At 70.4% G+C, this 23,766-nt stretch carries 24 protein-coding genes, 1 tRNA gene and 2 pseudogenes; 12 read left to right on the top strand and 15 right to left on the bottom strand.

Going from position 1 to position 23,766, the window contains the following annotated elements; translation table 11 throughout:
- Positions 1 to 91: 91 nt before the first annotated feature.
- From ACZ4SF_RS36180 to ACZ4SF_RS36165, 4 genes and pseudogenes are all read left to right on the top strand, one after another.
- Positions 92 to 337 (top strand): annotated as a pseudogene (locus ACZ4SF_RS36180) (XRE family transcriptional regulator); the annotation flags it as partial.
- 2 nt (positions 338 to 339) lie between these two features.
- Complete coding sequence (locus ACZ4SF_RS36175; protein ID WP_468392958.1) at positions 340 to 810, top strand: NUDIX hydrolase; 471 nt, start codon at positions 340 to 342, stop codon at positions 808 to 810.
- 162 nt (positions 811 to 972) lie between these two features.
- Complete coding sequence (locus ACZ4SF_RS36170) at positions 973 to 1,491, top strand: hypothetical protein (RefSeq protein WP_468392956.1); 519 nt, start codon at positions 973 to 975, stop codon at positions 1,489 to 1,491.
- Positions 1,492 to 1,583: 92 nt separating this feature from the next.
- The gene (locus tag ACZ4SF_RS36165) at positions 1,584 to 1,976 is read left to right on the top strand and encodes a hypothetical protein (RefSeq protein WP_468392954.1); all 393 of its coding nucleotides are present in this window, start codon (positions 1,584 to 1,586) and stop codon (positions 1,974 to 1,976) included.
- A 543-nt stretch (positions 1,977 to 2,519) separates the two neighbouring features.
- Here the strand turns inward: ACZ4SF_RS36165 and ACZ4SF_RS36160 are convergent.
- The 3 genes from ACZ4SF_RS36160 to ACZ4SF_RS36150 all read right to left on the bottom strand — a co-directional run bounded on the left by ACZ4SF_RS36160 (position 2,520) and on the right by ACZ4SF_RS36150 (position 4,450).
- Entirely contained in the window at positions 2,520 to 3,317 is a 798-nt protein-coding gene (locus tag ACZ4SF_RS36160; RefSeq protein ID WP_468392952.1) for a bestrophin-like domain, read from the bottom strand.
- A gap of 376 nt (positions 3,318 to 3,693) precedes the next feature.
- On the bottom strand, positions 3,694 to 3,972 hold the full coding sequence (locus tag ACZ4SF_RS36155) for an ANTAR domain-containing protein (RefSeq protein WP_468392950.1): 279 nt from the start codon (positions 3,970 to 3,972) through the stop codon (positions 3,694 to 3,696).
- A gap of 217 nt (positions 3,973 to 4,189) precedes the next feature.
- Complete coding sequence (locus tag ACZ4SF_RS36150) at positions 4,190 to 4,450, bottom strand: hypothetical protein (protein WP_468392948.1); 261 nt, start codon at positions 4,448 to 4,450, stop codon at positions 4,190 to 4,192.
- A gap of 181 nt (positions 4,451 to 4,631) precedes the next feature.
- Here ACZ4SF_RS36150 and ACZ4SF_RS36145 point away from each other — a divergent pair, with 181 nt between their 5' ends.
- From ACZ4SF_RS36145 to ACZ4SF_RS36115, 7 genes and pseudogenes are all read left to right on the top strand, one after another.
- Complete coding sequence (locus ACZ4SF_RS36145) at positions 4,632 to 5,504, top strand: DUF2797 domain-containing protein (protein WP_468392946.1); 873 nt, start codon at positions 4,632 to 4,634, stop codon at positions 5,502 to 5,504.
- A gap of 115 nt (positions 5,505 to 5,619) precedes the next feature.
- Positions 5,620 to 6,360, top strand: a complete 741-nt coding sequence (locus tag ACZ4SF_RS36140; RefSeq protein WP_199833709.1) for a response regulator transcription factor — start codon at positions 5,620 to 5,622, stop codon at positions 6,358 to 6,360.
- Positions 6,357 to 8,030 carry an ATP-binding protein gene (locus ACZ4SF_RS36135; protein ID WP_468392944.1) on the top strand — a complete coding sequence of 558 codons (1,674 nt, stop codon included), beginning with the start codon at positions 6,357 to 6,359 and terminating at the stop codon, positions 8,028 to 8,030. The genes ACZ4SF_RS36140 and ACZ4SF_RS36135 overlap by 4 nt, the downstream gene beginning before the upstream one ends.
- Positions 8,031 to 8,044: 14 nt before the next feature.
- A complete protein-coding gene (locus ACZ4SF_RS36130) occupies positions 8,045 to 9,358 on the top strand; it encodes a bifunctional glycosyltransferase family 2/GtrA family protein (RefSeq protein WP_468392942.1) in 1,314 nt (437 codons plus the stop codon).
- Positions 9,355 to 11,607, top strand: coding sequence for an ArnT family glycosyltransferase (locus tag ACZ4SF_RS36125; protein ID WP_468392940.1), 2,253 nt, complete (start codon positions 9,355 to 9,357; stop codon positions 11,605 to 11,607). Before ACZ4SF_RS36130 ends, ACZ4SF_RS36125 begins: the two co-directional genes overlap by 4 nt.
- A gap of 183 nt (positions 11,608 to 11,790) precedes the next feature.
- Positions 11,791 to 12,345: pseudogene (locus ACZ4SF_RS36120) on the top strand (MFS transporter); the annotation flags it as partial.
- Between the two features lie 188 nt (positions 12,346 to 12,533).
- Positions 12,534 to 13,316 carry a TetR/AcrR family transcriptional regulator gene (locus tag ACZ4SF_RS36115; RefSeq protein ID WP_468392967.1) on the top strand — a complete coding sequence of 261 codons (783 nt, stop codon included), beginning with the start codon at positions 12,534 to 12,536 and terminating at the stop codon, positions 13,314 to 13,316.
- A gap of 164 nt (positions 13,317 to 13,480) precedes the next feature.
- Here ACZ4SF_RS36115 and ACZ4SF_RS36110 read toward each other — a convergent pair whose 3' ends face one another.
- The 4 genes from ACZ4SF_RS36110 to ACZ4SF_RS36095 all read right to left on the bottom strand — a co-directional run bounded on the left by ACZ4SF_RS36110 (position 13,481) and on the right by ACZ4SF_RS36095 (position 17,987).
- Positions 13,481 to 13,954 (bottom strand): PPOX class F420-dependent oxidoreductase, encoded by a 474-nt coding sequence (locus ACZ4SF_RS36110; protein WP_468392938.1) that lies wholly within the window; start codon positions 13,952 to 13,954, stop codon positions 13,481 to 13,483.
- Positions 13,955 to 14,016: 62 nt separating this feature from the next.
- Positions 14,017 to 14,838 carry a YceI family protein gene (locus tag ACZ4SF_RS36105; RefSeq protein WP_468392936.1) on the bottom strand — a complete coding sequence of 274 codons (822 nt, stop codon included), beginning with the start codon at positions 14,836 to 14,838 and terminating at the stop codon, positions 14,017 to 14,019.
- Between the two features lie 103 nt (positions 14,839 to 14,941).
- On the bottom strand, positions 14,942 to 17,410 hold the full coding sequence (locus ACZ4SF_RS36100; protein WP_468392934.1) for an MFS transporter: 2,469 nt from the start codon (positions 17,408 to 17,410) through the stop codon (positions 14,942 to 14,944).
- An 82-nt stretch (positions 17,411 to 17,492) separates the two neighbouring features.
- Positions 17,493 to 17,987, bottom strand: coding sequence for a MarR family winged helix-turn-helix transcriptional regulator (locus ACZ4SF_RS36095; protein ID WP_468392932.1), 495 nt, complete (start codon positions 17,985 to 17,987; stop codon positions 17,493 to 17,495).
- 206 nt (positions 17,988 to 18,193) lie between these two features.
- Here ACZ4SF_RS36095 and ACZ4SF_RS36090 point away from each other — a divergent pair, with 206 nt between their 5' ends.
- Positions 18,194 to 18,394, top strand: a complete 201-nt coding sequence (locus ACZ4SF_RS36090; protein ID WP_468392930.1) for a hypothetical protein — start codon at positions 18,194 to 18,196, stop codon at positions 18,392 to 18,394.
- Between the two features lie 3 nt (positions 18,395 to 18,397).
- Here the strand turns inward: ACZ4SF_RS36090 and ACZ4SF_RS36085 are convergent, their stop codons facing one another.
- From ACZ4SF_RS36085 to ACZ4SF_RS36050, 8 genes are all read right to left on the bottom strand, one after another.
- On the bottom strand, positions 18,398 to 19,171 hold the full coding sequence (locus ACZ4SF_RS36085) for a hypothetical protein (protein ID WP_468392928.1): 774 nt from the start codon (positions 19,169 to 19,171) through the stop codon (positions 18,398 to 18,400).
- A gap of 148 nt (positions 19,172 to 19,319) precedes the next feature.
- Positions 19,320 to 20,261, bottom strand: a complete 942-nt coding sequence (locus ACZ4SF_RS36080; protein WP_468392926.1) for an RNA polymerase sigma factor SigF — start codon at positions 20,259 to 20,261, stop codon at positions 19,320 to 19,322.
- Between the two features lie 346 nt (positions 20,262 to 20,607).
- Positions 20,608 to 21,444: an RNA polymerase sigma factor SigF gene (locus tag ACZ4SF_RS36075; protein WP_468392965.1), complete on the bottom strand. Its 837-nt coding sequence runs from the start codon at positions 21,442 to 21,444 to the stop codon at positions 20,608 to 20,610.
- Positions 21,445 to 21,619: 175 nt separating this feature from the next.
- Complete coding sequence (locus ACZ4SF_RS36070) at positions 21,620 to 21,913, bottom strand: Dabb family protein (RefSeq protein WP_468392924.1); 294 nt, start codon at positions 21,911 to 21,913, stop codon at positions 21,620 to 21,622.
- Between the two features lie 10 nt (positions 21,914 to 21,923).
- Complete coding sequence (locus tag ACZ4SF_RS36065; RefSeq protein ID WP_059249927.1) at positions 21,924 to 22,103, bottom strand: hypothetical protein; 180 nt, start codon at positions 22,101 to 22,103, stop codon at positions 21,924 to 21,926.
- A gap of 292 nt (positions 22,104 to 22,395) precedes the next feature.
- Positions 22,396 to 22,480: transfer RNA gene (locus ACZ4SF_RS36060), tRNA-Ser, on the bottom strand.
- Positions 22,481 to 22,550: 70 nt separating this feature from the next.
- Positions 22,551 to 22,982 carry a tRNA adenosine(34) deaminase TadA gene (gene tadA / locus ACZ4SF_RS36055; RefSeq protein ID WP_468392922.1) on the bottom strand — a complete coding sequence of 144 codons (432 nt, stop codon included), beginning with the start codon at positions 22,980 to 22,982 and terminating at the stop codon, positions 22,551 to 22,553.
- Between the two features lie 59 nt (positions 22,983 to 23,041).
- Complete coding sequence (locus ACZ4SF_RS36050) at positions 23,042 to 23,572, bottom strand: tRNA adenosine deaminase-associated protein (RefSeq protein ID WP_468392920.1); 531 nt, start codon at positions 23,570 to 23,572, stop codon at positions 23,042 to 23,044.
- Positions 23,573 to 23,766: the final 194 nt, after the last annotated feature.

The following is a 23,766-nucleotide window of genomic DNA, read 5'->3' as shown; positions in this document are numbered from 1 at the left end:
GCAATCCCCGCAACTACCTGGCCTTTCTCGGACTCGCGGCCGCCCTCTGCTGCTACAAGCGACTCGTCCGCCTCACCACGTAGGACACGGTCTTATGCACTACCGCCCCCTTGCTGGGGTACCTGGCATCGAGGTGCGCACCCATGCCACCACGCTCTACAACTCGATCTATCGTGCGGATGACCAGGCACTGGTCAATGCCCATGTCTGGGGCGTGAACGCCTACGGTGCTCCCGTGTGGCATCTTCGGCGCAGCGGAAAGGGCGGCATGTTCGACACCTGCGCCAGCAGCCTCGACGCAGTGTGGGAGACCGCGACGCCGGTACGAGAAGGGTGACCATGGCACGGACCGAGTACTACGCCGACCCAGCGGCACCAGAGCCGAACAGCCTGGTGGTCGCCGCGTCCGCCGTAGTCACCGACGACGAAGGGCGCGTACTCCTTCAGCGCCGCAGGGACAACGATCTGTGGGCGCTGCCAGGTGGCGGCATGGAGATGACCGACTCACTCCCGGGAGCGGCCGTCCGCGAGGTGGAGGAAGAAACCGGACTGGACGTAGAGATCACCGGGCTGGTGGGCACGTACACCGACCCTCGCCACATCATCGCCTACTCGGACGGTGAGGTGCGCAGGCAGTTCAACGTCTGCTTCACCGCTCGTGTGGTCGGGGGCCGGCTCGCGATCTCGGACGAGTCCACGGAGCTGCGGTTCGTCCAGCCAGAGGAGATTGATCAGCTGCCGATGCACCACACGCAGCGGCTTCGGATCCGCCACTTCCTCGAACATCGTGAGCGGCCCTATATCGGCTGATTGCGCCCGCGACACCCGCTCGGAACGCAGCGGCCAATTGGAGCATGATCGAAATGCGGTCGGTGTCGCGCACATTGACGATTGGGCTGAAGGGTGGAGCGCGAGGCTTGCTGGTGTCAGCCGAGCACTCCGCCGAGTCATGCGTCAAAGAAAGAGGAACCCATGACGGCAGCGACGGAGACTCCCACTCGTGAAAAGGCTGGCGTAGGCCAGGAAGAGTTCGGCGAGGAATCCGCCTTCGGCCCGCTTCTACTGGCAGCCTTGCTGTCCCGGCGTGAGGAGCGCGGCGAGGAACCGATCATCGAGCACCCGCTTCTCCTTGCCGCGCTCGCGCGTCGCCGTGAGGAGGGTCGCGAGGAGTCGGGCATCGAGCACCCCCTCCTGCTGGCTGCGCTCATGCGTCGTCGCCGCGAAGAGCGGGGCGAGGAGTCGGGCATCGAGCACCCCCTCCTGCTGGCTGCGCTCATGCGTCGTCGCCGCGAAGAGCGGGGCGAGGAGTCGATCATCGAGCACCCCCTCCTGCTCGCTGCGCTCATGCGTCGTCGCCGCGAAGAGGGCGGCGAGGAGTCGATCATCGAGCACCCCCTCCTGCTCGCTGCGCTCATGCGCCGCCGCCGCGAAGAGCGTGGTGAGTCGCTGATCCAGAATCCCCTCCTCCTTGCGGCGCTCATGGGCCGCTGACAGGAATCAGCGACACTCTGCCCTCCGGTGCCGGTAGTCGTCGGCACCGGAGGGCAGGTCCCGTACGGCAATCGAAGACCTGAGGAAACACGATGGCAGCTGAGTCCGACGACAAATCGGAGCGGGATCCGTTGGGGGCCTTTGTCGATGAGATTTTCGAGGAGATTGTGCGTGATGCCGGAGTCCCTCATGCCGGCGCCGGTGTCAAACACGGGAAAGACCCACTGGCGGGAGCCCTCATGGAAGCGGCCGTGACGTTCCTTTCCCAGTCGCCTGCTCGTTCCTCGGAACTGGAACGGGTGCTGCTCGCGCAGACCCTCGCGACCGCATTGGCAGAATCTCTCGCGCCCGCTCTGGCAGATGTGCTGGCCTCGGAGATCATGAAGGTGCTGAACCACCACACTGCCACCCAGAGAGGCGGCAGCCACGAAGCCGCTGGCGGGTCCGGCCGCAGCCACCGTTCTTCCGGCGGAGGCGAGCGATAACGGTCTCGTGAGCTCGCCACTTAGGTTGGCGTAGCGCCTTTGAGGCCGTGATCTTCGGTGCTCGCGGCAAAGTGGCTGCCTGAAGTCGCGGAGTCAACCGCCCTCGCCATGACGTCCCCCTTCTCTGACACCAAGCGACTGACTGCTGCGCGCGGCTCGCCGCAGGCGGGCCGCCTTGAACCCGTAGAGGAAGTGGTAACTCCAAGCCTGGCTGGGCCTGAAGTCCGGCGTACGCTGCGAGTCGGTTTCACCGGTCAGATCTGACGGCAACCCTGACGGCAACGACGGCACACAGAGACCGTTGATCACGACCGTCAGCGATCAGCCGGGAGGAAGGCGGAGCCTCCGCCCGCCAACCTGCCCGATCCTACGGATCAGAAGGTTGCAGGTTCGAATCCTGCCGAGTGCACACAGGTTAGAGGCCCCGGATCACTCCGGGGCCTCTTGCGTTTCAGAGGTGTGCGGCAACTGTGCACGGCAAAATGGGCCGGGCGGCAACGGCCGCCGGTGATCGGTGGCCGGCGTACCGATCGTGCCCGCCGGCTACGGGACACCGTGGAAGAAGCCGGACTTCAGGTCCCCGGTGATCGTGTCGAGCGGATGCCCGCTGACGATGAACGGTCCACTCCAGGGCGCGCTGAGTGCGAAGAGCAACGCCAGGCTGAGCCCGACCACACTCGCAACACCCACGACGAGCAGTGACGTTCGCAGACTGCTGCGGAAGACCAGCGCGCCGGAGTTCACGATCATGGCCAGGCCGCTGACCGCGAGCGTGACGACGTAGAGCGCGGAAACGTCGCGCGAGGCGGCCGCGACGCGGGCGCGACGGCTACTGGTGACACCGTCCAGGGAAGCCACCAGCTCGGTGCCTGTCGGGGTTCCCACCTCGGGCCGGGCCGCCTCGGTGCGCACACTCCGCTCCAGTCGTGCGATCGCGCGAGCGGTGGCCGGGTCGTCCCCGGACGACGCTGCCGGCCCCTCCCATTCCCTGGTACGCGTGGTCCGCAAGTAGTCCAGCAGTGCCGTATGGATCGGCTCCGACCGGACCCGCGGACTTGTCGCCGCCCAGGCCAGGCGGGAGGCCGAGGCCGCCTCGTCGCTCACCAGCGCCTCCGCCGCGCGCAGGTAGCCGGCCTCGCTGGCCAGTGAGAGTGCCGCAAAGATCGCGAAGGCGGCGCCGAGCGTCGGCATCAGAGGCATGGCGATCTGCGGCACCCGGTCCTGTTCCCCGGCCGGTACCAGCGCCCGGACGCCGACCCGCGCCGCGGCCGCGACCAGCAAGGCAAACACGAGCCCGCCCACGACCAGCGCCACTGCCGGCAGCGAGGTCAACCAGTTCACCAGATCACCTACAGTGCGTTCCGTGAGCGTCACACGACGGCGGCCATCGGCCCCGCGACCTGGAGCTGCTCATCGACCACTTTCCACGAACGCCTCATGATCACAGGTCGAGGACCTCTGACGTCCGCGACGCCCGGCACGGCAGCTCGCTTCGTTGCCCGAACAGCCGAGTACGACCCCGCAGAGGCTGAGCCACCCCGAGCACCCACCCCCACCCGGCCGACTCCGTGCGCTGACGCCTCCACGCCGCAACTGCGCTTCGTCGTCCCGCCGTTGGGACACCGAGTTCCGGGAGCAGGTCCGAGGGCCGCACCGCCTCGGTGGTGAGGACCCCGGACGGGTCAGCAGGAGGCGAGGGCGAGGGCGGCTGCGGCTGTCAGGGCTGACGGCACCGCCGCACATGCTGCTCAAGTTCCCGCCGCACCTGTTCCGGCCAGGGCTGTCCCAGGGCCCAGCCGAGGACGTCCTCTGCGATGCTGTGGAGCTTGATGTTGAGATGCTGGGACACGGTTTGCAGCGCGTCCCAGCCATCGGCGGCCGGCAGCTTGTACACGGCCATGAGAACGCCGATCGCCTGATCGATGACCGCATGGGACTCGACCGCCTGCCTGAGCTGGGCGTTCTCCTCCTCCAGCCGCGCCAGCTTCGCATTCATCGGCGATCGGTTCCCGTTCAGGCCCAGGTGGGGCGAGGACTCCGGTCCACGGGGCGAGGACTCCGGTTCACGGGGCGAGGTCATCACATGTCCCATGGTGTGGGGTCGGTGGTCACTGTTCAATTTGCCCACACCCGAGCGCCCGGACAACCCGGCACAACCCGAACAGGACTCTCCGCCGCCACCCGGCCGGGAACAGCCCCGGGGCCGCTTCCCCTCAGGGGCCCTCGTCCTCGCGGATGTCGTCGTCCTCGCGGGTGTCTTCGGCTGCGGGGGCGTCTTCGCTTGCGGAGGTGTCAGGGAAGATCAGCATCGGCGAGCCGCTGACCATCCCCAGAGCGCTCAAGCCGAAGGCCATGCGCCAGAGTGCCTTGGCGCCGTGCCAGTCGTGCGGCGCCCCGAAGACCAGCCAACTGGCCAAGGCGATGCCCGCGACCAGGACAATCAGTCCGCTGATACGCCGTAAGCCGTGACTCATGGAGTCATCGTCGCCCAACGGGGACACGTGATCAACTTGCGGGGCGAGGGTACTCCTGGAGCAGGCCGGCTCACCTGCCGAGCAGCGGACGCCTCACCTGCCGAGCAGCCGGACCTCACCTGCCGAGCAGTCCGACCTCCTCCCAGCCCGTTGTCAGAGCCGGCCCCTACCCTCGCAAGTGATGGCACAGGTGTGGAAGTGCTCGGGGCTGCGGTGGTCGCCGGACGGTCCCGTGCTGGGCTGGGACGGCGGGCGGCGCAGTGCGCTGCCCTGGGGGAAGCGGGTCGCCTTCGCGGTTCCGGAGGGGGGAGTGCGTACGTGTGTGGGGGCGCGCGGGCATGCCTGCCCGGCGCGGGCCGCCGTGCCGGGGCGCAGTACGGGGGCCCGCTGCGAGGAGTGCGCGCGGCTGCACCGGGCGCATTCCGTGGCCGCGGACACCATCGCGGACGATCCGCGGCCGTACCGGGTGTATCTGGCGTGGTTCGGACCGGGCATGGTGAAGGTCGGCATCACCGCTGTCGAGCGCGGGCCGGCCCGGCTGCTCGAACAGGGCGCCGTCTGCTTCACCTGGCTCGGCACCGGTCCGCTGATGGCCGCGCGGCGCACCGAGGAGTTGCTGCGGGCCGCGCTGCAGGTGCCGGACCGGATTCCGTACGCCGAGAAGCGGGCGGTGCGGTCGGTGCTGCCGGCGTCGGAGGGGGAGCGTGCCGCCGAGGTGCGGGAACTGCATGCGCGGGCCGTCGCGCTCGCCGGGTGGCCGGAGTCCTTGCGGGTGGAGCCCTGTCGCGTCGCCGATCACGTCGGAGCCTTCGGGATCCGGGGAGTCGAGGCGCCGTTCGGGGACGTCGTGGAACTCGTTCCGGGCGGTGCCGTGAGCGGTGAGCTGCTCGCCGCGGCCGGGCCCGATCTCCATCTGGCGGTCGGCGGACGCGGGGTGGCCGTGCTGGACACCCGGCTGATGACCGGCTGGGAGCTGTTGCCCGCGACCGCGGCCGAGAGCGGACTGGCCTTTCCCGTGCGGGAGTTCAGGAGGGAACCGGAAGGGCTGTTCTGAGCCGCGCCCCTGTTGCGCCCTCCCAGCCCTTCCCTGAGAGGTGCCTGTGTGTTTCTCAGGAAAAACACAGACTCCGAAAAGTGTCTTCTCAGAGGATCCCGACAGGGTGTCCACCATGACCACGACCTCGCCCCAGGGGCGCACCGAACTGCTGAGGCCGGACGGGAGCCCCGTCCGAGTGCTTGTGGTGGACGACGAGCTGTCGATCACCGAACTGCTGAGCATGGCTCTTCGTTACGAGGGCTGGCAGATCAGGAGCGCGGGGGACGGGCAGGGGGCCGTCCGGACGGCCCGTGAGTTCCGGCCCGACGCGGTGGTGCTCGACATGATGCTGCCGGACATGGACGGGCTGGCCGTCCTCGGCCGGCTGCGCCGCGAACTGCCCGATGTGCCCGTCCTCTTCCTCACGGCCAAGGACGCGGTGGAGGACCGTATAGCCGGGCTCACCGCCGGCGGTGACGACTACGTCACCAAGCCGTTCAGCCTGGAGGAGGTCGTCGCGCGGCTTCGTGGGCTCATCCGCCGGTCCGGAGCCGCCGACCGGCGGTCCGACTCCGTGCTGGTGGTGGGGGACCTGACCCTCGACGAGGACAGCCACGAGGTCTCGCGGGCCGGCGAGTCCATCCATCTCACCGCCACCGAGTTCGAGCTGCTGCGCTTCCTCATGCGCAACCCGCGGCGTGTGCTCAGCAAGGCACAGATCCTGGACCGGGTCTGGTCGTACGACTTCGGCGGCCAGGCCAACGTCGTGGAGCTGTACATCTCGTACTTGCGGCGCAAGATCGACGCGGGCCGCGAGCCCATGATCCACACCCGGCGGGGGGCCGGTTATCTGATCAAGCCCGCCGTGTCATGAGCGGGCGACGACGGCCGCGTACGCGGAGGCGACGTGAAGGTTCCCCCGTCCGGGCGAAGCCGGGAGCGGGGGAGGGAAAGCGGCGCACCCTGCGGACCCGGCTCGTCGTCGCGTCCGTGGTGCTGATCGCCGTGGTGTGCGCGGTGATCGGCACGGTGACCACGCTCGCGCTGCGCAGCCACCTCTACGACCAGCTGGAGGGCAAGGTCACCGAAATCGCCGTGCGCGCGGTCGGGCACATGCAGCAGGAGCCGGGCGGCACGGCAGGCCCGCAGGTGCCCGGCGTCCCGGACACCGCCACGCCGAGCACCAAGGTCGAGGACCTGCTGACGAGGGGGCCGACACCGCTCGGGACCATCGCCGCCTGTCTGCAGAACTCCTCGATCAGGAGTGCGGCCGTCGCCCGGCAGCAGAACGACGACAAGGGCTACTTCAAGCGCTCCCGCGCCGTCGCCCTGAGCACCGCCCAGAAGAAGGCGCTCGACGCCGTCCCGAAGGACGGCACGGCGCACACCGTGGAACTCCCGGGGCTCGGGAACTACCTCGTCAAGTACATGGCGAGCCGGGACGGCAGCGACGCCTTCTACGTCGCCCTGCCCACCAAGGACACCGACGACAACATCAACACCCTGATCCTCGTCGAGATCAGTGTCACCGCCGCCGGTCTGGTCGCCGCCGGAATCGCCGGCCATGTGCTCGTCGGCGTCGCCACCCGTCCGCTGCGCAAGGTCGCCGCCACCGCCACCCGGGTCTCCGAACTCCCGTTGCACACCGGCGAGGTCAACCTCAGCGAGCGGGTCCCGGAGTCGGAGTGCGACCCGCACACCGAGGTCGGCCAGGTCGGCTCGGCGCTGAACCGGATGCTCGACCACGTCCACGGCGCCCTGCACGCCCGGCAGCAGAGCGAGACGCGGGTACGGCAGTTCGTCGCCGACGCCAGCCATGAGCTGCGGACCCCGCTCGCCTCCATCCGGGGGTACGCCGAGCTCACCAGACGCGGGCGCGAACAGGTCGGCCCCGACACCCGGCACGCCCTCGGGCGGATCGAGTCCGAGGCCGGTCGGATGACCCTGCTCGTCGAGGACCTGCTGCTGCTCGCCCGGCTCGATGCCGGGCGCCCGCTCCAGTTCGAGCACACCGATCTCATCCCGCTCGTCGTGGACACCGTCAGCGACGCGCGCGCGGCCGGCATGGACCACGACTGGCGGCTCGAACTGCCCGACGAGCCGGCGCCGGTGTCCGCGGACGCGGCCCGGCTGCAGCAGGTGCTGGTGAACCTGCTGGGCAACGCCCGCAACCACACCCCGCCCGGTACGACCGTCACCGCGCGGGTGCAGCGGCGCGGGCCGTGGATGTGCGTCGACGTGGAGGACAACGGGCAGGGCGTCCCGCCGGATCTGCTGCCGCATGTATTCGAACGGTTCGCCCGCGGGGACTCCGCACGGTCCCGCGCCACCGGTTCCACGGGACTCGGGCTCGCCATCGTGGAGGCCGTGGCCACCGCGCACGGCGGTGCCGTGACCGTGGACAGCGCGCCCGGACACACGGTGTTCACCGTGCATCTGCCGGCGCTCACCCCGGCCGTTCCCCGGCCGGCGCCGGAACTGAACCGGCAACCGACTCCACAGGCACAGCACAGCGCCACCACATGGGCGCAACAGGAGGTCTGACGAGAGTCGGTGCCATGCGAACCGACTCTTCTCCCGGCACCTTGCCGGCGCGGGAGCACCTCCCGGCCGCAGACGCCGGATCGCCTGTCCTGGACGTGGTCATCCCCGTCTACAACGAGGAGAAAGACCTCCAGCCGTGCGTCCGCAGACTGCACGCGCACCTCACACGTACCTTCCCGTACGCGTTCCGCATCACGATCGCCGACAACGCGTCCACGGACGCCACCCCGCTGGTGGCGGCGCGGCTGGCGGCGGAGCTTCCCGAGGTCGCCGGCTTCCGCCTGGAGCTGAAGGGGCGGGGCCGGGCCTTGCGGACCGTGTGGTCGGGGTCGGACGCCCCGGTCCTCGCCTACATGGACGTCGACCTGTCCACCGACCTCAACGCCCTGCTGCCGCTGGTGGCGCCGCTGATCTCCGGTCACTCCGACCTGGCGATCGGCTCCCGGCTGGCCCGCTCCTCCCGGGTGGTGCGCGGCCCCAAGCGGGAGTTCATCAGCCGGGCCTACAACTTGATCCTGCGCGGTTCGCTCCAGGCCCGCTTCTCGGACGCGCAGTGCGGCTTCAAGGCGATACGGCGGGACGTGGCGCAGGTGCTGCTGCCGCTGGTGCAGGACACCGGCTGGTTCTTCGACACCGAGATGCTGGTGCTCGCCGAGCGGGCCGGCCTGCGCATCCACGAGGTGCCGGTCGACTGGGTCGACGACCCCGACTCCACCGTGCACATCGTGGAGACGGCCACCGACGACCTGAGGGGTGTGTGGCGGGTCGGCAAGGCCCTGGCCACCGGTTCGCTGCCGCTGGACCGGTTGACCCGGCCCTTCGGCGACGACCCGCGCGACCGCGATCTGACCGGCGTGCCGGGGGGCCTGGCCCGCCAGCTGGTCGGCTTCTGCGCGGTCGGCGCGCTGTCCACCCTCTGCTATCTGCTGCTGTACAGCCTTTTCCGGCAGGTCACCGGGTCGCAGTTCGCCAACGCCCTCGCGCTGCTGGTGTCGGCCATGGCCAACACGGCCGCCAACCGACGCCTCACCTTCGGGGTGCGCGGCCGCAGCGGCGCGGTGCGGCACCAGGCGCAGGGCCTGGTCGTCTTCTGTATCGGCCTGACCCTGACCAGCGGCTCGCTCGCCGCCCTGAACGCGGCCACCGACAGCCCTGCGCACTCCACCGAGCTGGCGGTGCTCATCGCCGCCAACCTCGCGGCGACCGTGCTGCGGTTCCTGCTCTTCCGTGCCTGGGTCTTCCCGGACCCGGACGGCAGCCGGAGCGACACGACCATGCGACTGCAGCCGGTGCGCCCTCACGACACCGATCCGGGGGATGCCCGATGACCACGCACCACGACCTGCCGGCCGCCCAGCGAAGCGGCACGGCCGCCGGGAGGCCGCAGCCCACCGCGCCACCACTGCGACCCGGGGCCGGCGAGCCCCGGCAACCGTTCGTGCGCAGACTGTGGCGAGGCCGTCCCGAGGACCCCCGCTGGGTCCGCCCGGCCTTCCTCGGTCTGCTGGCCGCCACCCTCCTGCTCTACCTCTGCAACCTCAGCTCCTCCGGCTACGCCAACTCCTTCTACTCGGCGGCCGTCCAGGCGGGCAGCACATCGTGGAAGGCGTTCTTCTTCGGTTCGCTGGACGCCGGCAACGCCATCACCGTGGACAAGCCCCCGGCCTCGCTGTGGCCGATGGAGCTGTCGGTCCGGGTCTTCGGTCTCGGCTCGTGGGCGATGCTGGTGCCCGAGGTGCTGATGGGCGTGGCGACCGTCGCCGTCGTGTACGCCGCCGTGCGCCGCCGGTTCAGCCCGGCGGCCGGTCTGATCGCGGGTGCGGTGCTCGCGCTCACCCCTGTCGCGGCGCTGATGTTCCGGTTCAACAACCCGGACGCCATGCTGGCCCTGCTGATGGCGGTGGCCTGCTACTTCGTCGTCCGGGCCGTGGAGGACGGCCGTACCGGCCGGCTGGTGTGGGCCGGTGTCGCGATCGGCTTCGCGTTCCTCACCAAGACCCTGCAGGCGTTCCTCGTCCTGCCGCCGCTTGCGGTCGTGTACGCGGTGTGCGCGCCGGTGCCGTTGAAGAAGCGCTTCGGGCAGCTGGCCGCGGCGACGCTGGCGCTGGTCGTCTCGGGCGGCTGGTGGGTCGCGGTCGTCGAGCTGTGGCCGGCCTCCAGCCGGCCGTACATCGGCGGTTCGCAGAACAACAGCTTCCTGGAGCTGACCTTCGGCTACAACGGCCTGGGCCGGCTCAACGGCGACGAGACCGGCAGCGTGGGCGCCGGTGGCGGCGGGAACGGCTCCGGCCGGTGGGGCGAGACCGGCTGGGACCGGATGTTCGACTCCGAGATCGGCGGCCAGATCTCCTGGCTGCTGCCGTCCGCGCTGATCCTGCTGGCCGCGGGGCTCGTGGCCACCCGGAAGCTGCGCCGGACGTCCGTCACCCGGGCGTCGTTCCTGGTCTGGGGCGGCTCGCTGCTCATGACCATGGCGGTCTTCAGCTACATGGCCGGCATCTTCCACCAGTACTACACCGTGGCCCTCGCCCCCTACCTCGCGGCCGTGACCGGCATGGGCGCCGGGCTGCTGTGGGAGAGGCGGCGGGAGTCGTGGGCGTCGGTCGCACTCGCCGCGTCCGTCGTCGCGGCGGCGGGGTGGGGGTACGTCCTGCTCGACCGCACGTCCGGCTATGTGCCCTGGCTGAAGTGGCTGGTCCTGGCCGGCGGGGCGGCCGCCGCGTTCGGTCTCGTCCTCACCGGGCGGATCTCCCGGCCTGCGGCTCTCTGGGCGGCGGCGGTGGGTCTGGTGGCCGCGCTGGCCGGACCGGCGGCATACACCCTGAGCACCCTGCAGGAGGGCCACACCGGCTCGATCGTCACGGCCGGCCCGGTGGGTGCGAGCACGATGGGCGGCCCCGGCGGCGGTGACGGCATGCGCGGCGGCGTCGCCGGGATGCCCGCAGGACCGGGCCGGCAGGGTCAGCAGGGCGGCCCCGGCAACGGCTTCCCCGGTGGTGGCGGCATCGGCGGCGGCATGCCGGGCCGGAACCAGCAGAACGGGAACGGGAACGGGAACGCCCCGGTACAGCCAGGACAGCAGGGGCAGCCAGGACAGCAGGGGCAGCCGGGGCAGCCAGGTCCGCAGAACGACAACGGCTTCCCCGGTGGCGGCCGGACGGGCGAGGGCGGCATGGGCGGCGGCCGTGGCGCCGGCGGTCTGCTGACCGGCGCGAGCGTCTCCACCGAGGCCAGGAAGCTGCTGGAGAAGAACGCCTCGCGGTACACCTGGGTCGCCGCCTCCATCGGCAGCCAGAACGCGGCCGGTTACCAACTCGCCACGGGGGACCCGGTGATGGCGATCGGCGGCTTCAACGGCACCGACCCGTCCCCGACATTGGCCCGGTTCAAGAAGTACGCGGACGAGGGGAGGATCCACTACTTCATCGCCGGCGGTGGCTTCGGCGGTGGCTTCGGCGGGGGCGGCGGCAACAGCGGCACCGCCTCGCAGATCAGCTCGTGGGTCCAGAGCAACTTCAAGAAGGTGACGGTCGGTTCGGCCACCTTCTACGACCTCACGCAGAGGACGAGCGGCTGAGACGGCCGCCCGAGGACCGGTTGTGAGGGCGGGCCGGTGGTTGAGGGCCGGCTGAGGCGACCCGCTGAGGCGGCCGGGCCGACCGGGAAACCGCGTTGTACACCGTATAGCGACCGCTATACGGTGTACGGCATGTCTGCCCCCACGGTCATCCCCAGCGCTGGATCATCCAAGAGCCGCGCCTTCGGCATGGGCGGCGCGCTGTTCCTGCTGACCCAGCACCTCCAGTTCGTGCTCGGCTACGAGCCGCTGGAGGCCGGTCTGCGGACCGCTCCGCTGGCGCTCACGGTGGTGGTGCTCAACTTCAGCGGACTGCCGGCGAAGTGGTCGGCGCGGCTGGGCACACCGGTGTCGATCGCGCTGGGCATGGTGCTGATGGCCGGGGGCCTGGTGTGCATCGCGGAGGTGGACTCCGGTGGTTATGCGGGGACGCTGCTCGGGCTGCTGCTGATCGGTGGCGGGTGCGCTGTCGCGAACCCGGCGATGGCACACGCCATCATGAGCGCGATTCCTCCGGAGAAGGCCGGGGTGGGGGCCGGGATCAACGGAACGTCGGCCGAGTTCGGGAACGGGCTCGGTGTCGCCGTGCTCGGTGCTGTGCTCAGCTCTTCCGTGGCCTCGGGGAAGTCGTTGTCCTCCGGTCTGGGCGCGGGGCAGCTGGTCGGGGCCGTCGCCGTGCTGCTGGGTGGGCTGCTGGCAGCGGGACTTCTCCGGCGGGCCGAGCGGGTGTCCGCCTGAGGACTCGGGGGGATGGGTAGTCGTTGTGCGGCTGCGGCTGCGGCTGCGGCTGCGGCTGCGGATGGGCGGTCGGGCGGTCGGGCGGCTGCGGGTGCGTTCCGGGTTGGTCGCGCTCACGTGGCGGCAGCCGTACATCGACACGGCCCGCGCCCCTCGGGCCGGCCGCAGCCCTAGCATCTTGAGCAGTGATCGGAATCGAGGAAGGGCCGCCGGTGACGAAGCAGGCAGGTCGGTCGGCGCGGGCCAGTGTGTGGCTGGAGAGGAAGGACCGGCGGAGCGGGCGCAGCGGGCAGCCGTCCGGGCTGGACCGTGAGCGGATCACCGAGGTGTCCGTGCGGCTGCTGGACGCCGAGGGGCTGGCGAAGTTCTCCATGCGGCGGCTGGCCGCCGAGCTGAACGTCACCGCGATGTCCCTGTACTGGTACGTCGACACCAAGGACGACCTGCTCGAACTCGCCCTGGACGCGACCTACGCCGAGCTGCGGCTGCCCGATCCGGAGAACGCGGACGAGGACTGGCGCGAGCAGTTGCGGGCGCTGGCCACCGCCTACCGGGGGCTACTGGTCCGCCACCCCTGGCTGTCACCGCTGGCCGGGCGCTACCTCAACATCGGCCCGAACTCGGTCGCCTTCTCCCGCGTGGTCCAGCAGGTCATCCGCCGGGCGGGGCTGCCCGTCCACGGGGTGACCGGGGCGATCGCGGCCGTCTTCCAGTTCGTGTACGGCTACGGGACGATCGAGGGGCACTTCCTCGGCCGGATCGCGGACACCGGGCTGAGCCCCGACGAGTACTTCGAGCAGGCCATGACGGTGGTGGCCGAGGTGCCGGGGACCGCCGAGGTCATGGAGGAGTCCAAGAACCTCATGGCGGCCCGCGGCGGCGACACGGTGGCCGAGATGATGGACCGTGACTTCACCTTCGCCCTGGACCTGCTGGTTGCGGGCATCGAGGCGATGGTGGCCCGCGGCTGACCCTGGCCGCCGGCCGTGGCCGGCTGTGGCCGGCTTTTGGTCGCCGGCCGCGGCTGACTCCTGGTCGCGGTGACGGCAGACCGCTGCCCGTCGCCCGAGGCTGCCTGATGCCCGGGCTTCCTGATGCCTGGTGCCTGTCTCCCGTGGCTGTCGCCCGCGGCCGACTACTGTTCGTCGGCCGCGGGCCGTGCCGGGAAGCCGCCCGTGGCCACCGGCCCCCAGCGTTGGGGTGTCACCCGGATGATCGACTTGCCCTGCTTGACCATCGCCTCCCGGTACTCGTCCCAGTCGGCGTGCTCGCCGGCGATGTTGCGGTAGTACTCGACCAGTGGTTCCACGGAGCCGGGTGCGTCGATGACCTCGGCGGTGCCGTCGATCTGGACCCAGGGCCCGTTCCAGTCGTCGCTGAGGACGATCAGGGCGACCCGGGGGTCACGCCTGGCGTTGCGGGTCTTGGCCCGCTCGGGGTAGGTGGAGACGACGATCCGTCCCGAGTCGTCCACCCCGCAGGTCAGCGGCGATGCCTGCGGGGAGCCGTCGGCCCGCCGGGTGATCAGCAGGGCACGGTGCCGGGGCCGTACGAAGTCCAGCAGCTCGTCCAGCGATACACGGGTGTTGGTAGCGATGTTCGGTGCCATGCCTGCACCCTAGGGCGAAGCGGGCCGGCCGTCCTGACCCTGCTGAGGACACCGACCGGGTGTCAGGCCATGGGCAGCGAGTCGCCCTGCACCGCCTGGATGTCCAGCTCCACCTTCAGCGTCGTGCCGATGGCGGCGATGCCCGCCTGGAGGACCTGGTTGTAGTTCATGGCGAAGTCCTCACGCTGCAGTTCGGCGGTCGCGCGGAACGCGGCGCGGGTGCCGCCCCACGGGTCCGCGCCGGTGCCCAGGTAGGCGAGGTCCAGGTCGACGGGGCGTACGACCCCGTGCAGGGACAGCTCGCCGTGCACCGTCCAGCGGTCCGAACCCGCGGCCGTCACGCCCGTCGAGCGGTAGGTGATCTCGGGGTGCCGCTCGACGTCGAGGAAGTCCGCGGACTTCAGGTGGGTGTCACGCATGGCATTGCCCGTGTCGACGGAGGCCGCGCGGATCACCGCCGCCACCCGGGACTTGGTGACGTCGTCCGGTGCGATCTCGATCGCGCCGCCGAACTCCGTGAACCGGCCGTGCACGCTGGAGATCCCCAGGTGCTGGGCGACCGCCGCGACGGAGGAGTGCGCCGGGTCGATGGTCCAGGGGCCGGGCGGCGGCAGTTCGGTGCCGCCCTGCCGGGCCAGAGTCACCGTGCCGACCTCGGCCCGGCCGCTCGCGGTGACGATCGCGCTGGACGCGGCGGGCGCGTATCCGACGGCGGTCACGATCACGGTGTACGCGCCCGGCGCCAGCTCGGTGGTGTCCCGTACGGCCCCTTCGGTGTCCGTCTCGGCCCGCAGCACCTGCGTACCGGTCATGTCGGTCACCGTGACGACCGCGTGCGACACGGCCCACCCGTCCCGCGTACGGATCCTCGCGGTCAGTCCCATCCCGTTCTCTCCCTGGAAAAGCTCAAAAACTGGTCGTATGAGACCGGCCCGCGGCGGGCGCGCCCTCCGCTCAGGGTGCGCACCGCCACGGGCCGGGGTGTGACTACTCGCCGGGGTGGGCGAGTTCGATGTCGTGGCCGTCCACTCCGGGGCCGACGACGGTCAGTGCGGTGGCCACCGGCGGGTAGCCGGTCGCGATGACGGTGTACTCGCCGCCGTTCAGGTCGGTGAAGGCGTACGCCCCGTCCACACCGGTGGTGGCCGTGCCGACCACGTTGCCCGCGTGGTCGACCAGGGTCACCCGGGCGTCGGCCAGCGGACCGTGCGGGGCGCGGACCACACCCTGGAGCCGGGCGCCGGCGTCCAGGTCGACCTCGATCCGGGTGACGCCGGTGACGCCGACCTCGACCGGCAGGGCGCGCGGCCGGAACCCGTTCGCGTTGACCGCGACGGTCACCGTGCCCGGCACCAGGTCGACGAGGGCGAAGTCGCCCTGCTCGCCGGTGGCGGCGGTGGCCAGCAGGTCACCGCGCACATCGGTGACGATCACCATCGCGTCCTTGACCGGCAGCGCGCTCCCCGCGGCCCGGACCACACCGGTCAGCCCGCTGGTGCCGCTGAGCAGGATGTCGTACGACAGCGGTTCCTCGCCCACCACGACGGTGGAGGCCTGCGGCTGGTAGCCGTCGGCGGCGGCGATCAGGACGTACGACCCGGTGCCGGGGGCGGCCAGCGCGTAGGAACCGTCGGCCTGGGCGACCGATCGGCCGAGCTGGCGGCCGGACAGCGAGATCAGCGTGACCGCGGCCTGCGGGACCGGGGCGCTCTCGGCGCCGCGGACGAAGCCGTGCACCGGGGTGCCGCCGGCCGCACCGGGCCCGGCGACGGTGGCGACGGAGGTGAGCTGCGTGCTCGCGGTCGCCGCGGTGCCGTCCTCGTCGGCCACCGGGCCGGCCCACCCGGGCACCTGCTGCCGGGCCGGAGCCTCAGCGGTGGCCGCCGCGACGGCGGCCTGCTGCTCGGCCGGGGTCCCGGCAGGGGTGCTGCCCTCGGCGGCCTGGGCCAGCGCACCCTTGGTCTTCAGCGGGACCTCCTTGATGAACAGCGTGATCAGGAAGGCGATGGCCGCGAGGGCACCCGCGATCATGAAGACGTCGGCGATGCCGTGGCCGTAGGCGCTCTCCAGCAGAGTCCGGATGGGCTTCGGGAGCGCGTCCATGTCCGGGATGCTGTCGGTGGAGCCGGAGCCGCCGGCCAGGGCCTTCTGGTACTTCGGGCTCAGCGTGGAGACGCCGTCCTCGACGTAGTGCGTGATCCGGCGGGACATCACCGCACCGAGGGCGGAGACGCCGACCGCACCACCGAGGGAGCGGAAGAAGGTGACCGTGGAGCTGGCGGAGCCGAGGTCGGACGGCGCCACCTGGTTCTGCGTGGCGAGGACCAGGTTCTGCATCATCATGCCGATGCCGAGACCCAGCAGGGCCATCCAGATGGCCATCTTCCAGTAGTCGGTGTCGTAGCGGAGGCTGCCGAGCATTCCCAGACCGGCCGTCACCAGCAGGCCCCCGCCGACCAGCCATGCCTTCCAGCGGCCGGTACGGGTGATGAGCTGACCGGAGACGGTGGAGGAGACGAACAGACCGCCGATCATCGGGATCGTGAGAACGCCGGACATCGTCGGGGACTCGTCACGGGCGAGCTGGAAGTACTGGCTGAAGAACACGGTGCCCGAGAACATCGCGACACCGACGAACAGCGAGGCCAGCGAGGCCAGCGTGATCGTGCGGTTCTTGAACAGGCGCAGCGGGATGATCGGCTCGCTCGCCCTGGACTCGACGAGCACGAACAGCCCGCCGAGGACGATCGCACCGCCGACCATCGCGTAGGTCTGCCAGGACAGCCAGTCGTACTTGTCACCGGCGAAGGTGACCCAGACCAGCAGCAGCGAGACGGCGGCCGAGATGAAGAACGCGCCGCCCCAGTCGACCTTGACCTCCCGCTTGACCACGGGCAGGTGCAGCGTCTTCTGCAGCACGAACAGGGCGATGATCGCGAACGGGACACCGACGTAGAAGCACCAGCGCCAGCCCAGCCAGGAGGTGTCGGTGATGACACCGCCGAGCAGCGGGCCGCCGACGGTGGCGACGGCGAAGGTGGCGCCCAGGTAGCCGGAGTAACGGCCGCGCTCACGCGGGGAGATCATCGCCGCCATGACGATCTGCGCCAGGGCGGACAGACCGCCGACGCCGATGCCCTGGAACACCCGGAAGGTGATGAGCATGCCGGGGTTCTGCGACAGGCCGGCCGCCATCGAGGCGACCACGTAGATGACGAGGGCTATCTGGACGAGCGCCTTCTTGCTGTACAGGTCGGCGAGCTTGCCCCACAGGGGAGTGGCCGCGGTCATCGACAGCAGGGCGGCGGTGACCACCCAGGTGTAGGCGGACTGACCGCCGCCGAGGTCACCGATGATCTCCGGCAGGGCGTTGGAGACGATCGTGGACGACAGGATCGCCACGAACATGCCGAGCAGCAGGCCGGACAGGGCCTCCATGATCTGCCGGTGCGTCATCGGGGCGTGACCTGCGCCTCCCCCGTGTTTGGCGTGAGCCCGCACACCGGCTGGTGTGGTCGTTGCCATGGGCTTCCTTCTCTTACGTGCTTGCGGGTGTACGGGTGGTCTCTTCGACTACGGGAGCGGGCAGCCGGAGCGGGGCGGACCGGCAGTCGCCGAAGGACGCGCGCAGGCGCGTCATCAGCCGGATCAGCTGGCCGACCTCCTCGTCGGTCCAGTCGGCCAGCCGCTCGGCGAGCAGGTGCGTGGTCCGCCGGGACAGCTCCTCGAGCTGCTCCAGGCCCTCGGGCGTCAGGCGCAGGATGCGTGAGCGCTTGTCCGCGGGGTCCGGGAGCCGCTCGATCCAGCCGCGTGCGGCGACGTGCGCGACGTGCCGGCTGGTCACCGACATGTCCACGGAGAGCAGCTCGGCGAGCTTGCTCATGCGCATGTCCCCGTGGCGGCCGAGCAGGGTCAGCACGGCCGCGGAGCCTGCCGGACACTCGTGCGGCAGGATCCGCCCCAGGTCCCGTTTCACGGCCCCGACGGCACTGAGCTGACGCGCCAGCTCCTCGAACTGCGCCTGCTCGGCCATCACACCTCCCGTATTCGTTGCTTGGGGCAACCATAGGCGTGTTTGGTTGCTGCAGGCAAACAAATCGGGGTGGGGTGACGCAAAAACTTGGCAAAGGCAAGTATTGCAACCGTAAATGGCCAGGTGGCTGCGGGTGGGGTGCCCCCGTCTGTCCCCGTGGCCCCCCACTTGGGTGCCCCGGCCCGTCTTCGCTAAGGTCTCGGGGCATGGCTAACACCCAGGGCCCCCAGGGCAACTACGACCCCGCCGGCAGCACCCAGATGTTCCGCGCGTTCGTGGACGAGGCTCCTCAGGGGAGCCGGCAGCAGGCGGCCTCCTCTTCCTCCGGCTCCCGGATCGGTCTCATCGTCGGTGTCGTCGTGGCGCTCGCCGTCGTGGCCGGCGTCGCCTGGCTGGCGCTGAAGTAGGACCTACTCCCAGCGGACGGACACGTCCCGCGTCTCGATGTGCATGCCCAACGGCACGCGCCAGGCGTCGACGCACACCGTCCAGGTCGGTTCCTTCCGTGCACCCGGCCCGATCGGCACCGGCAGCCCCACGGCCGACTCGACCGTCCCCCAGTCGATGCCGAGCGCGCCGATGATGTGCGTCCCGAACGTCACCTCGCCCGAACGCACCTCCGTACCGCCGGAGTTGCGGAATCCGACGGTCACCTCCTGGCACCAGCGCTTGTCGGCGGCCTCGGTCGCCGGTGCGCCCCAGGAGAGGTCGGCGGGTGCAGCGGGCGTGCCCGGTACGGCAGTTGGGCTCGGCGAGCCGGCCGGCGGTGTCGTACGGCCCTCCTGGCCGCCGCCCGGCTCCGGTGTGCCGGGGACCGGGGCCCTGCCGTGCCCTGTAGGGGTGTGGTGGGGCGTCGGCGTGGCGGCCGGGGGGCGCGCAGTGCCGGCTGAACCACTGGGAGCAGGGTTCGAGTTGGCCGTGCGCGGCCGGCCGTGCACGGCTTCTCCGCCCGTTCCGTGACCCTTCGGCCCGTCCAGCGGCACCAGCGTGACCGATCCCGTCGGCGCCACGGCCGTCGGACCGCCCGGTCCCGCGCCGACCGCGGTGTAACCGCCGCCCGGGCCGGAGCCCCCGCAGGCGGCCAGCACCCCGCCCAGAACGACGACGGCCGCCGACGCCGCCGTGACGGCGGTTCGGCGGCCACGCGTCCGTGCCGACGTGCGAACCGTTCCGGTGTGCAGCATCAGGTCATGCTGCCTGACGCTGCGTCATATGAGAAGCCTCGTGCACCGGGGCCCCTGCGCCTTGCGACGTGCCACGTCCGTCCGGCGGCTGCCACATCGCGGGAGCTGATCGCGCAGGCTCCCGCGCCCCTCGTCGGGGCTCGGGCCCTCAGTCCGCGATGAGGCCGTCCCTGAGCTGGGCCAGGGTCCGGGTGAGCAGCCGGGAGACGTGCATCTGGGAGATGCCGACCTCCTCGCCGATCTGCGACTGGGTCATGTTGGCGAAGAAGCGCAGCATGATGATCCGCCGTTCCCGGGGCGGGAGTTTGGCCAGCAGGGGTTTCAGGGACTCGCGGTACTCCACGCCTTCCAGGGCCGCGTCCTCGTAGCCGAGCCGGTCGGCCAGGGAGCCCTCGCCGCCGTCGTCCTCGGGGGCCGGCGAGTCGAGCGAGGAGGCGGTGTAGGCGTTGCCGACCGCGAGGCCGTCGACCACGTCCTCCTCGGAGACGCCGAGCACCGCGGCCAGTTCCGTCACCGTGGGGGAGCGGTCCAGCTTCTGGGACAGCTCGTCGCTGGCCTTGGTGAGGGCCAGCCGCAGCTCCTGCAGCCGGCGCGGCACGCGCACCGACCACGAGGTGTCGCGGAAGAAGCGCTTGATCTCACCCACGACCGTCGGCATCGCGAAGGTCGGGAATTCCACGCCCCGTTCGCAGTCGAACCGGTCGATCGCCTTGATCAGGCCGATGGTGCCGACCTGGACGATGTCCTCCATCGGCTCGTTGCGGGAGCGGAAGCGCGCTGCCGCGTACCGCACCAGCGGCAGGTTCAGTTCGATCAGGGTGTCCCGCACGTACACCCGCTCGGGGCTGTCCTCGTCCAGCGCGGCGAGGCGCAGGAACAGAGACCGGGACAAGGTGCGGGTGTCGAGGTTCGCCGTGGCCGGCAGGGCCGGGACAGCTTCCGCGGCCGGGCCGGCGGGCGGGGACGGCACGGCTTCGAGGGCCGTGACACCCTCGAAGCCGTCGAGGACGTCGAGAGCGTCGAGCTCCTTGGGCGCTGCCTCGCTGTTCGTGGGCGTCAGCACCTTCGAGCTGCCCTGTTCTGCGGACATGCCACCCCCTTTGGGTCGCGGGACGGTCGCGGCGGCGTTCTCTTCCGGGCAACGCAGCCTTCACCTGAATACCGGAGCCGGAGCCTCGGCAAACGCGCTTCCCGCAGAATGTCACATGTCGGCAACACGCTGTAGCGACATGTCGACATGCAAGATCCGAATCCGCCCTGGAAAGAAGGGGTCTGACGGTATTTCGGGCCGCAACTGTCGGCATCCGCCCTGGTGAGCGATTCGCTCGCGCCGGTTACCGATCGATCGGGTTTGCGATGCAGTCCCGTTCGAGCTGTGCTTCCGTGCGCCCGCTATGCATCAGCCGAACGCCCGATGTGCAACGGTCCGGCACCCGCTATGCGTCGATCCGATTTGCGGAACGCAGCCGCTGGAAGCTACGGGCGAGGAGGCGCGAGACATGCATCTGGGAGACGCCGAGTTCCGCGCTGATCTGAGACTGGGTGAGGTTGCTGTAGTACCGCAGGAGCAGGATCCGCTGTTCCCGCTCGGGGAGTTGGACGAGAAGGTGGCGGACCAGATCGCGGTGTTCCACGCCGTCCAGGGCCGGGTCCTCGTAGCCGATCCGGTCCAGCAGGCCGGGCAGCCCGTCGCCCTCCTGCGCGGCCTCCAGCGAGGTCGCGTGGTACGAGCGTCCCGCTTCGATGCAGCTGAGTACCTCGTCCTCGCTGATCCGGAGCCGGTCGGCGATCTCGGCGGTGGAGGGTGAGCGGCCGTAGAGCGTGGTCAGGTCCTCGGTCGCGCTGTTGACCTGCACCCACAGTTCGTGCAGCCGGCGCGGGACGTGGACCGTGCGGACGTTGTCCCGGAAGTACCGCTTGATCTCGCCGACCACGGTCGGCATCGCGAAGGTCGGGAACTGCACCCCCCGGTCGGGGTCGAAGCGGTCGATGGCGTTGATCAGGCCGATGGTGCCGACCTGGATGACGTCCTCCATCGGCTCGTTGCGGGAACGGAAGCGGGCGGCGGCGTAGCGCACGAGCGGGAGGTTCGCCTCGATCAGCGCTCCCCGCACCCGGTCGTGCTCCGGGGTGCCGGGGGTGAGCTGCTTCAGCTCGGCGAAGAGGACCTGGGTCAGGGCACGCGTGTCCGCGCCACGCCGTTTCTCGGGGGCAGGCGGGTCCGGAGTGGGCGCCTCTTCCTGGGGCGGCGCAGTACTGGCCGACACGGTCAACGCCACCTCTTCATCGGTCAATCATCCGTCAAAAGCGGTCATAGCATCACAAGACATGTGCACTGTGTGCAAGCACCGTATAACGCCGTGTTGTCGTCAAACGCTTACAAGTTGGGGCGTAGAACGCGCGAAAGCCCCCCGCCGGATCCGGCGGGGGGCTCCCCGGGTGCGGGGGTCAGAACTCGTAGTCGGCGATCACCCAGGTGGCGAACTCGCGCCACAACGCGACACCCGCCTGGTGGGCCGGGTGCTCCAGGTAGCGCTTGAGGGCGTCGGTGTCCTCGACGGCCGAGTTGATCGCGAAGTCGTACGCGATCGGGCGGTCGCTGATGTTCCAGGCGCACTCCCAGAAGTGCAGCTCCTCGATCTGGCCGCCGAGCGCCCGGAAGGCCTCCACGCCCGCCACGACCCGCGGATCGTCGCGCTCGACGCCCTCGTTGAGCTTGAAGAGGACCAGGTGACGGATCATGCGGTGTACCTCAGCTCTTTCCTCCGTCGGCGACCCAGGTCATGAAGTCGCCCACGGCCTTGGCCGCGTCCGATATGCCCTCGAAGCCTATCTGTACGTAGTCGGCCGCCTTGGCCGGGTCCGTGATGATCACGTACAACGCGAAGACCACGAGCACGTACACGGCGATCTTCTTGGCGTTCACCGCCATCACGGCCTCCCCTGTGCCTGTGGCCCGAGGGCCTCTGCTGCCGGCCGCGAGTGTAACCTCCGGGCCCGCAGCCCCGGCCAACAGCCCGCCGGAGGCCGTTCGTTGTACCAGAGGGAGGTCTGTTCGTGCTGGTCAGAACATGATCCAGCGCCGTTCGGCCTCGTTCGTTCCCGTACTCACAGCTGACGCGTGAACCGCTGTGGACGGTTGCGGACGGGGGTGGGTGAGACGGAAACGGAGACGAAAGCCGAAGGGGCGCCCGGTTCGATGAACCGGGCGCCCCTTCTATCTGCGGTAGCGGAGGGATTTGAACCCTCGGTGACTTGCGCCACACTCGCTTTCGAGGCGAGCTCCTTCGGCCGCTCGGACACGCTACCGAGGGAGACCCTACAGCACAGTGGGGCGTGCCTCGAAATCGATATCCGGGACCGCTCGCGCGGGTCCCCGTCAGCGGTCCCGGAAGAACTCCGTAAGCAGACGGGCGCACTCCGCCGCGAGAACGCCCTCGATGACTTCCGGGCGGTGGTTGAGCCGACGGTCGCGCACCACGTCCCACAGGGAGCCGGCCGCGCCCGCCTTCTCGTCCCGGGCGCCGTAGACCACCCGGTCCACCCGGGACTGGACGAGCGCGCCCGCGCACATCGTGCACGGCTCCAGGGTGACGACGAGCGTGCAGCCGGTCAGCCGCCACTCACCGAGCCTGGCCGCGGCCCTGCGGATCGCGAGGACCTCAGCATGGGCCGTGGGATCACCGGTGGCCTCGCGCTCGTTGTGCCCGGCTCCGAGCACCGTCGTACCGTCCTGGGCCAGCACGACGGCGCCGACGGGGACGTCCCCGCCCCGGACGGCCAGCTCGGCCTCGTCCAGGGCGAGCCGCATCGCGGCCCGCCAGCGGTCGCGTATCGGGTCCGGGGTGCCCAGCGGGTCCTGTGGCGTGGTCAGCGGACGGTCTCCAGCACCTCCGAGGCGCCCAGGGCCTCGGCGATCGTGCTCAGCGCGTCCTCGGCGTCCAGAGCGCGCAGCTCCTTCTCGCCGATGCCCAGGTCGTCCAGGATCTCGCTGTCGCCCACCGGGCTGTGCGGCACCGCGTCGGCGGCACCCTCCTCGTCCTCGTCCTCGTCGGGCTCACCGTCCTCGGTGCCGTCGAGGTCCAGGGAGTCCAGGTCCGGGCCGTCGTCCGAGCCGGGCTCCCGGCCGAGCAGCTCGTCGGTGAGCAGCAGCTCCCCGTACGCGCTGCGCTGGGCGGCGGCGGCGTCCGAGACGTAGATGCGAGGGTCTTCCTCGCCGTCCACGCGGACGACGCCGAACCAGGCGTCCTCCTGCTCGATCAGGACGAGCACCGTGTCCTCGTCGGGAGAGGCTTCCCGGGCCAGGTCGGCCAGATCCGACAGGGTCTCCACATCGTCGAGCTCTGTGTCGCTCGCTTCCCACCCGTCTTCGGTGCGCGCGAGCAGTGCGGCGAAGTACACCGTGACTCTCCCACTGGTCTTAGGCGTGCCGGTTGGGGGTCCCCCCGGCGGAGGTACGTGGGCGGAGAGAGCCTGGGCTCCGAGCCCCACCCACTCGGAATCGTGGCAGAAACAAGGCGTTCAGGGGACGTCTTCGGCTCCCTGTGTCTGGCTGTTTCGAGCGTGGATGCGTCATCGGCTCACCAGCGCACTCA

It is taken from the genome of Streptomyces sp. NPDC027663 (genome assembly GCF_055566415.1).
This window is presented reverse-complemented; position numbering and strand designations above follow the sequence as displayed.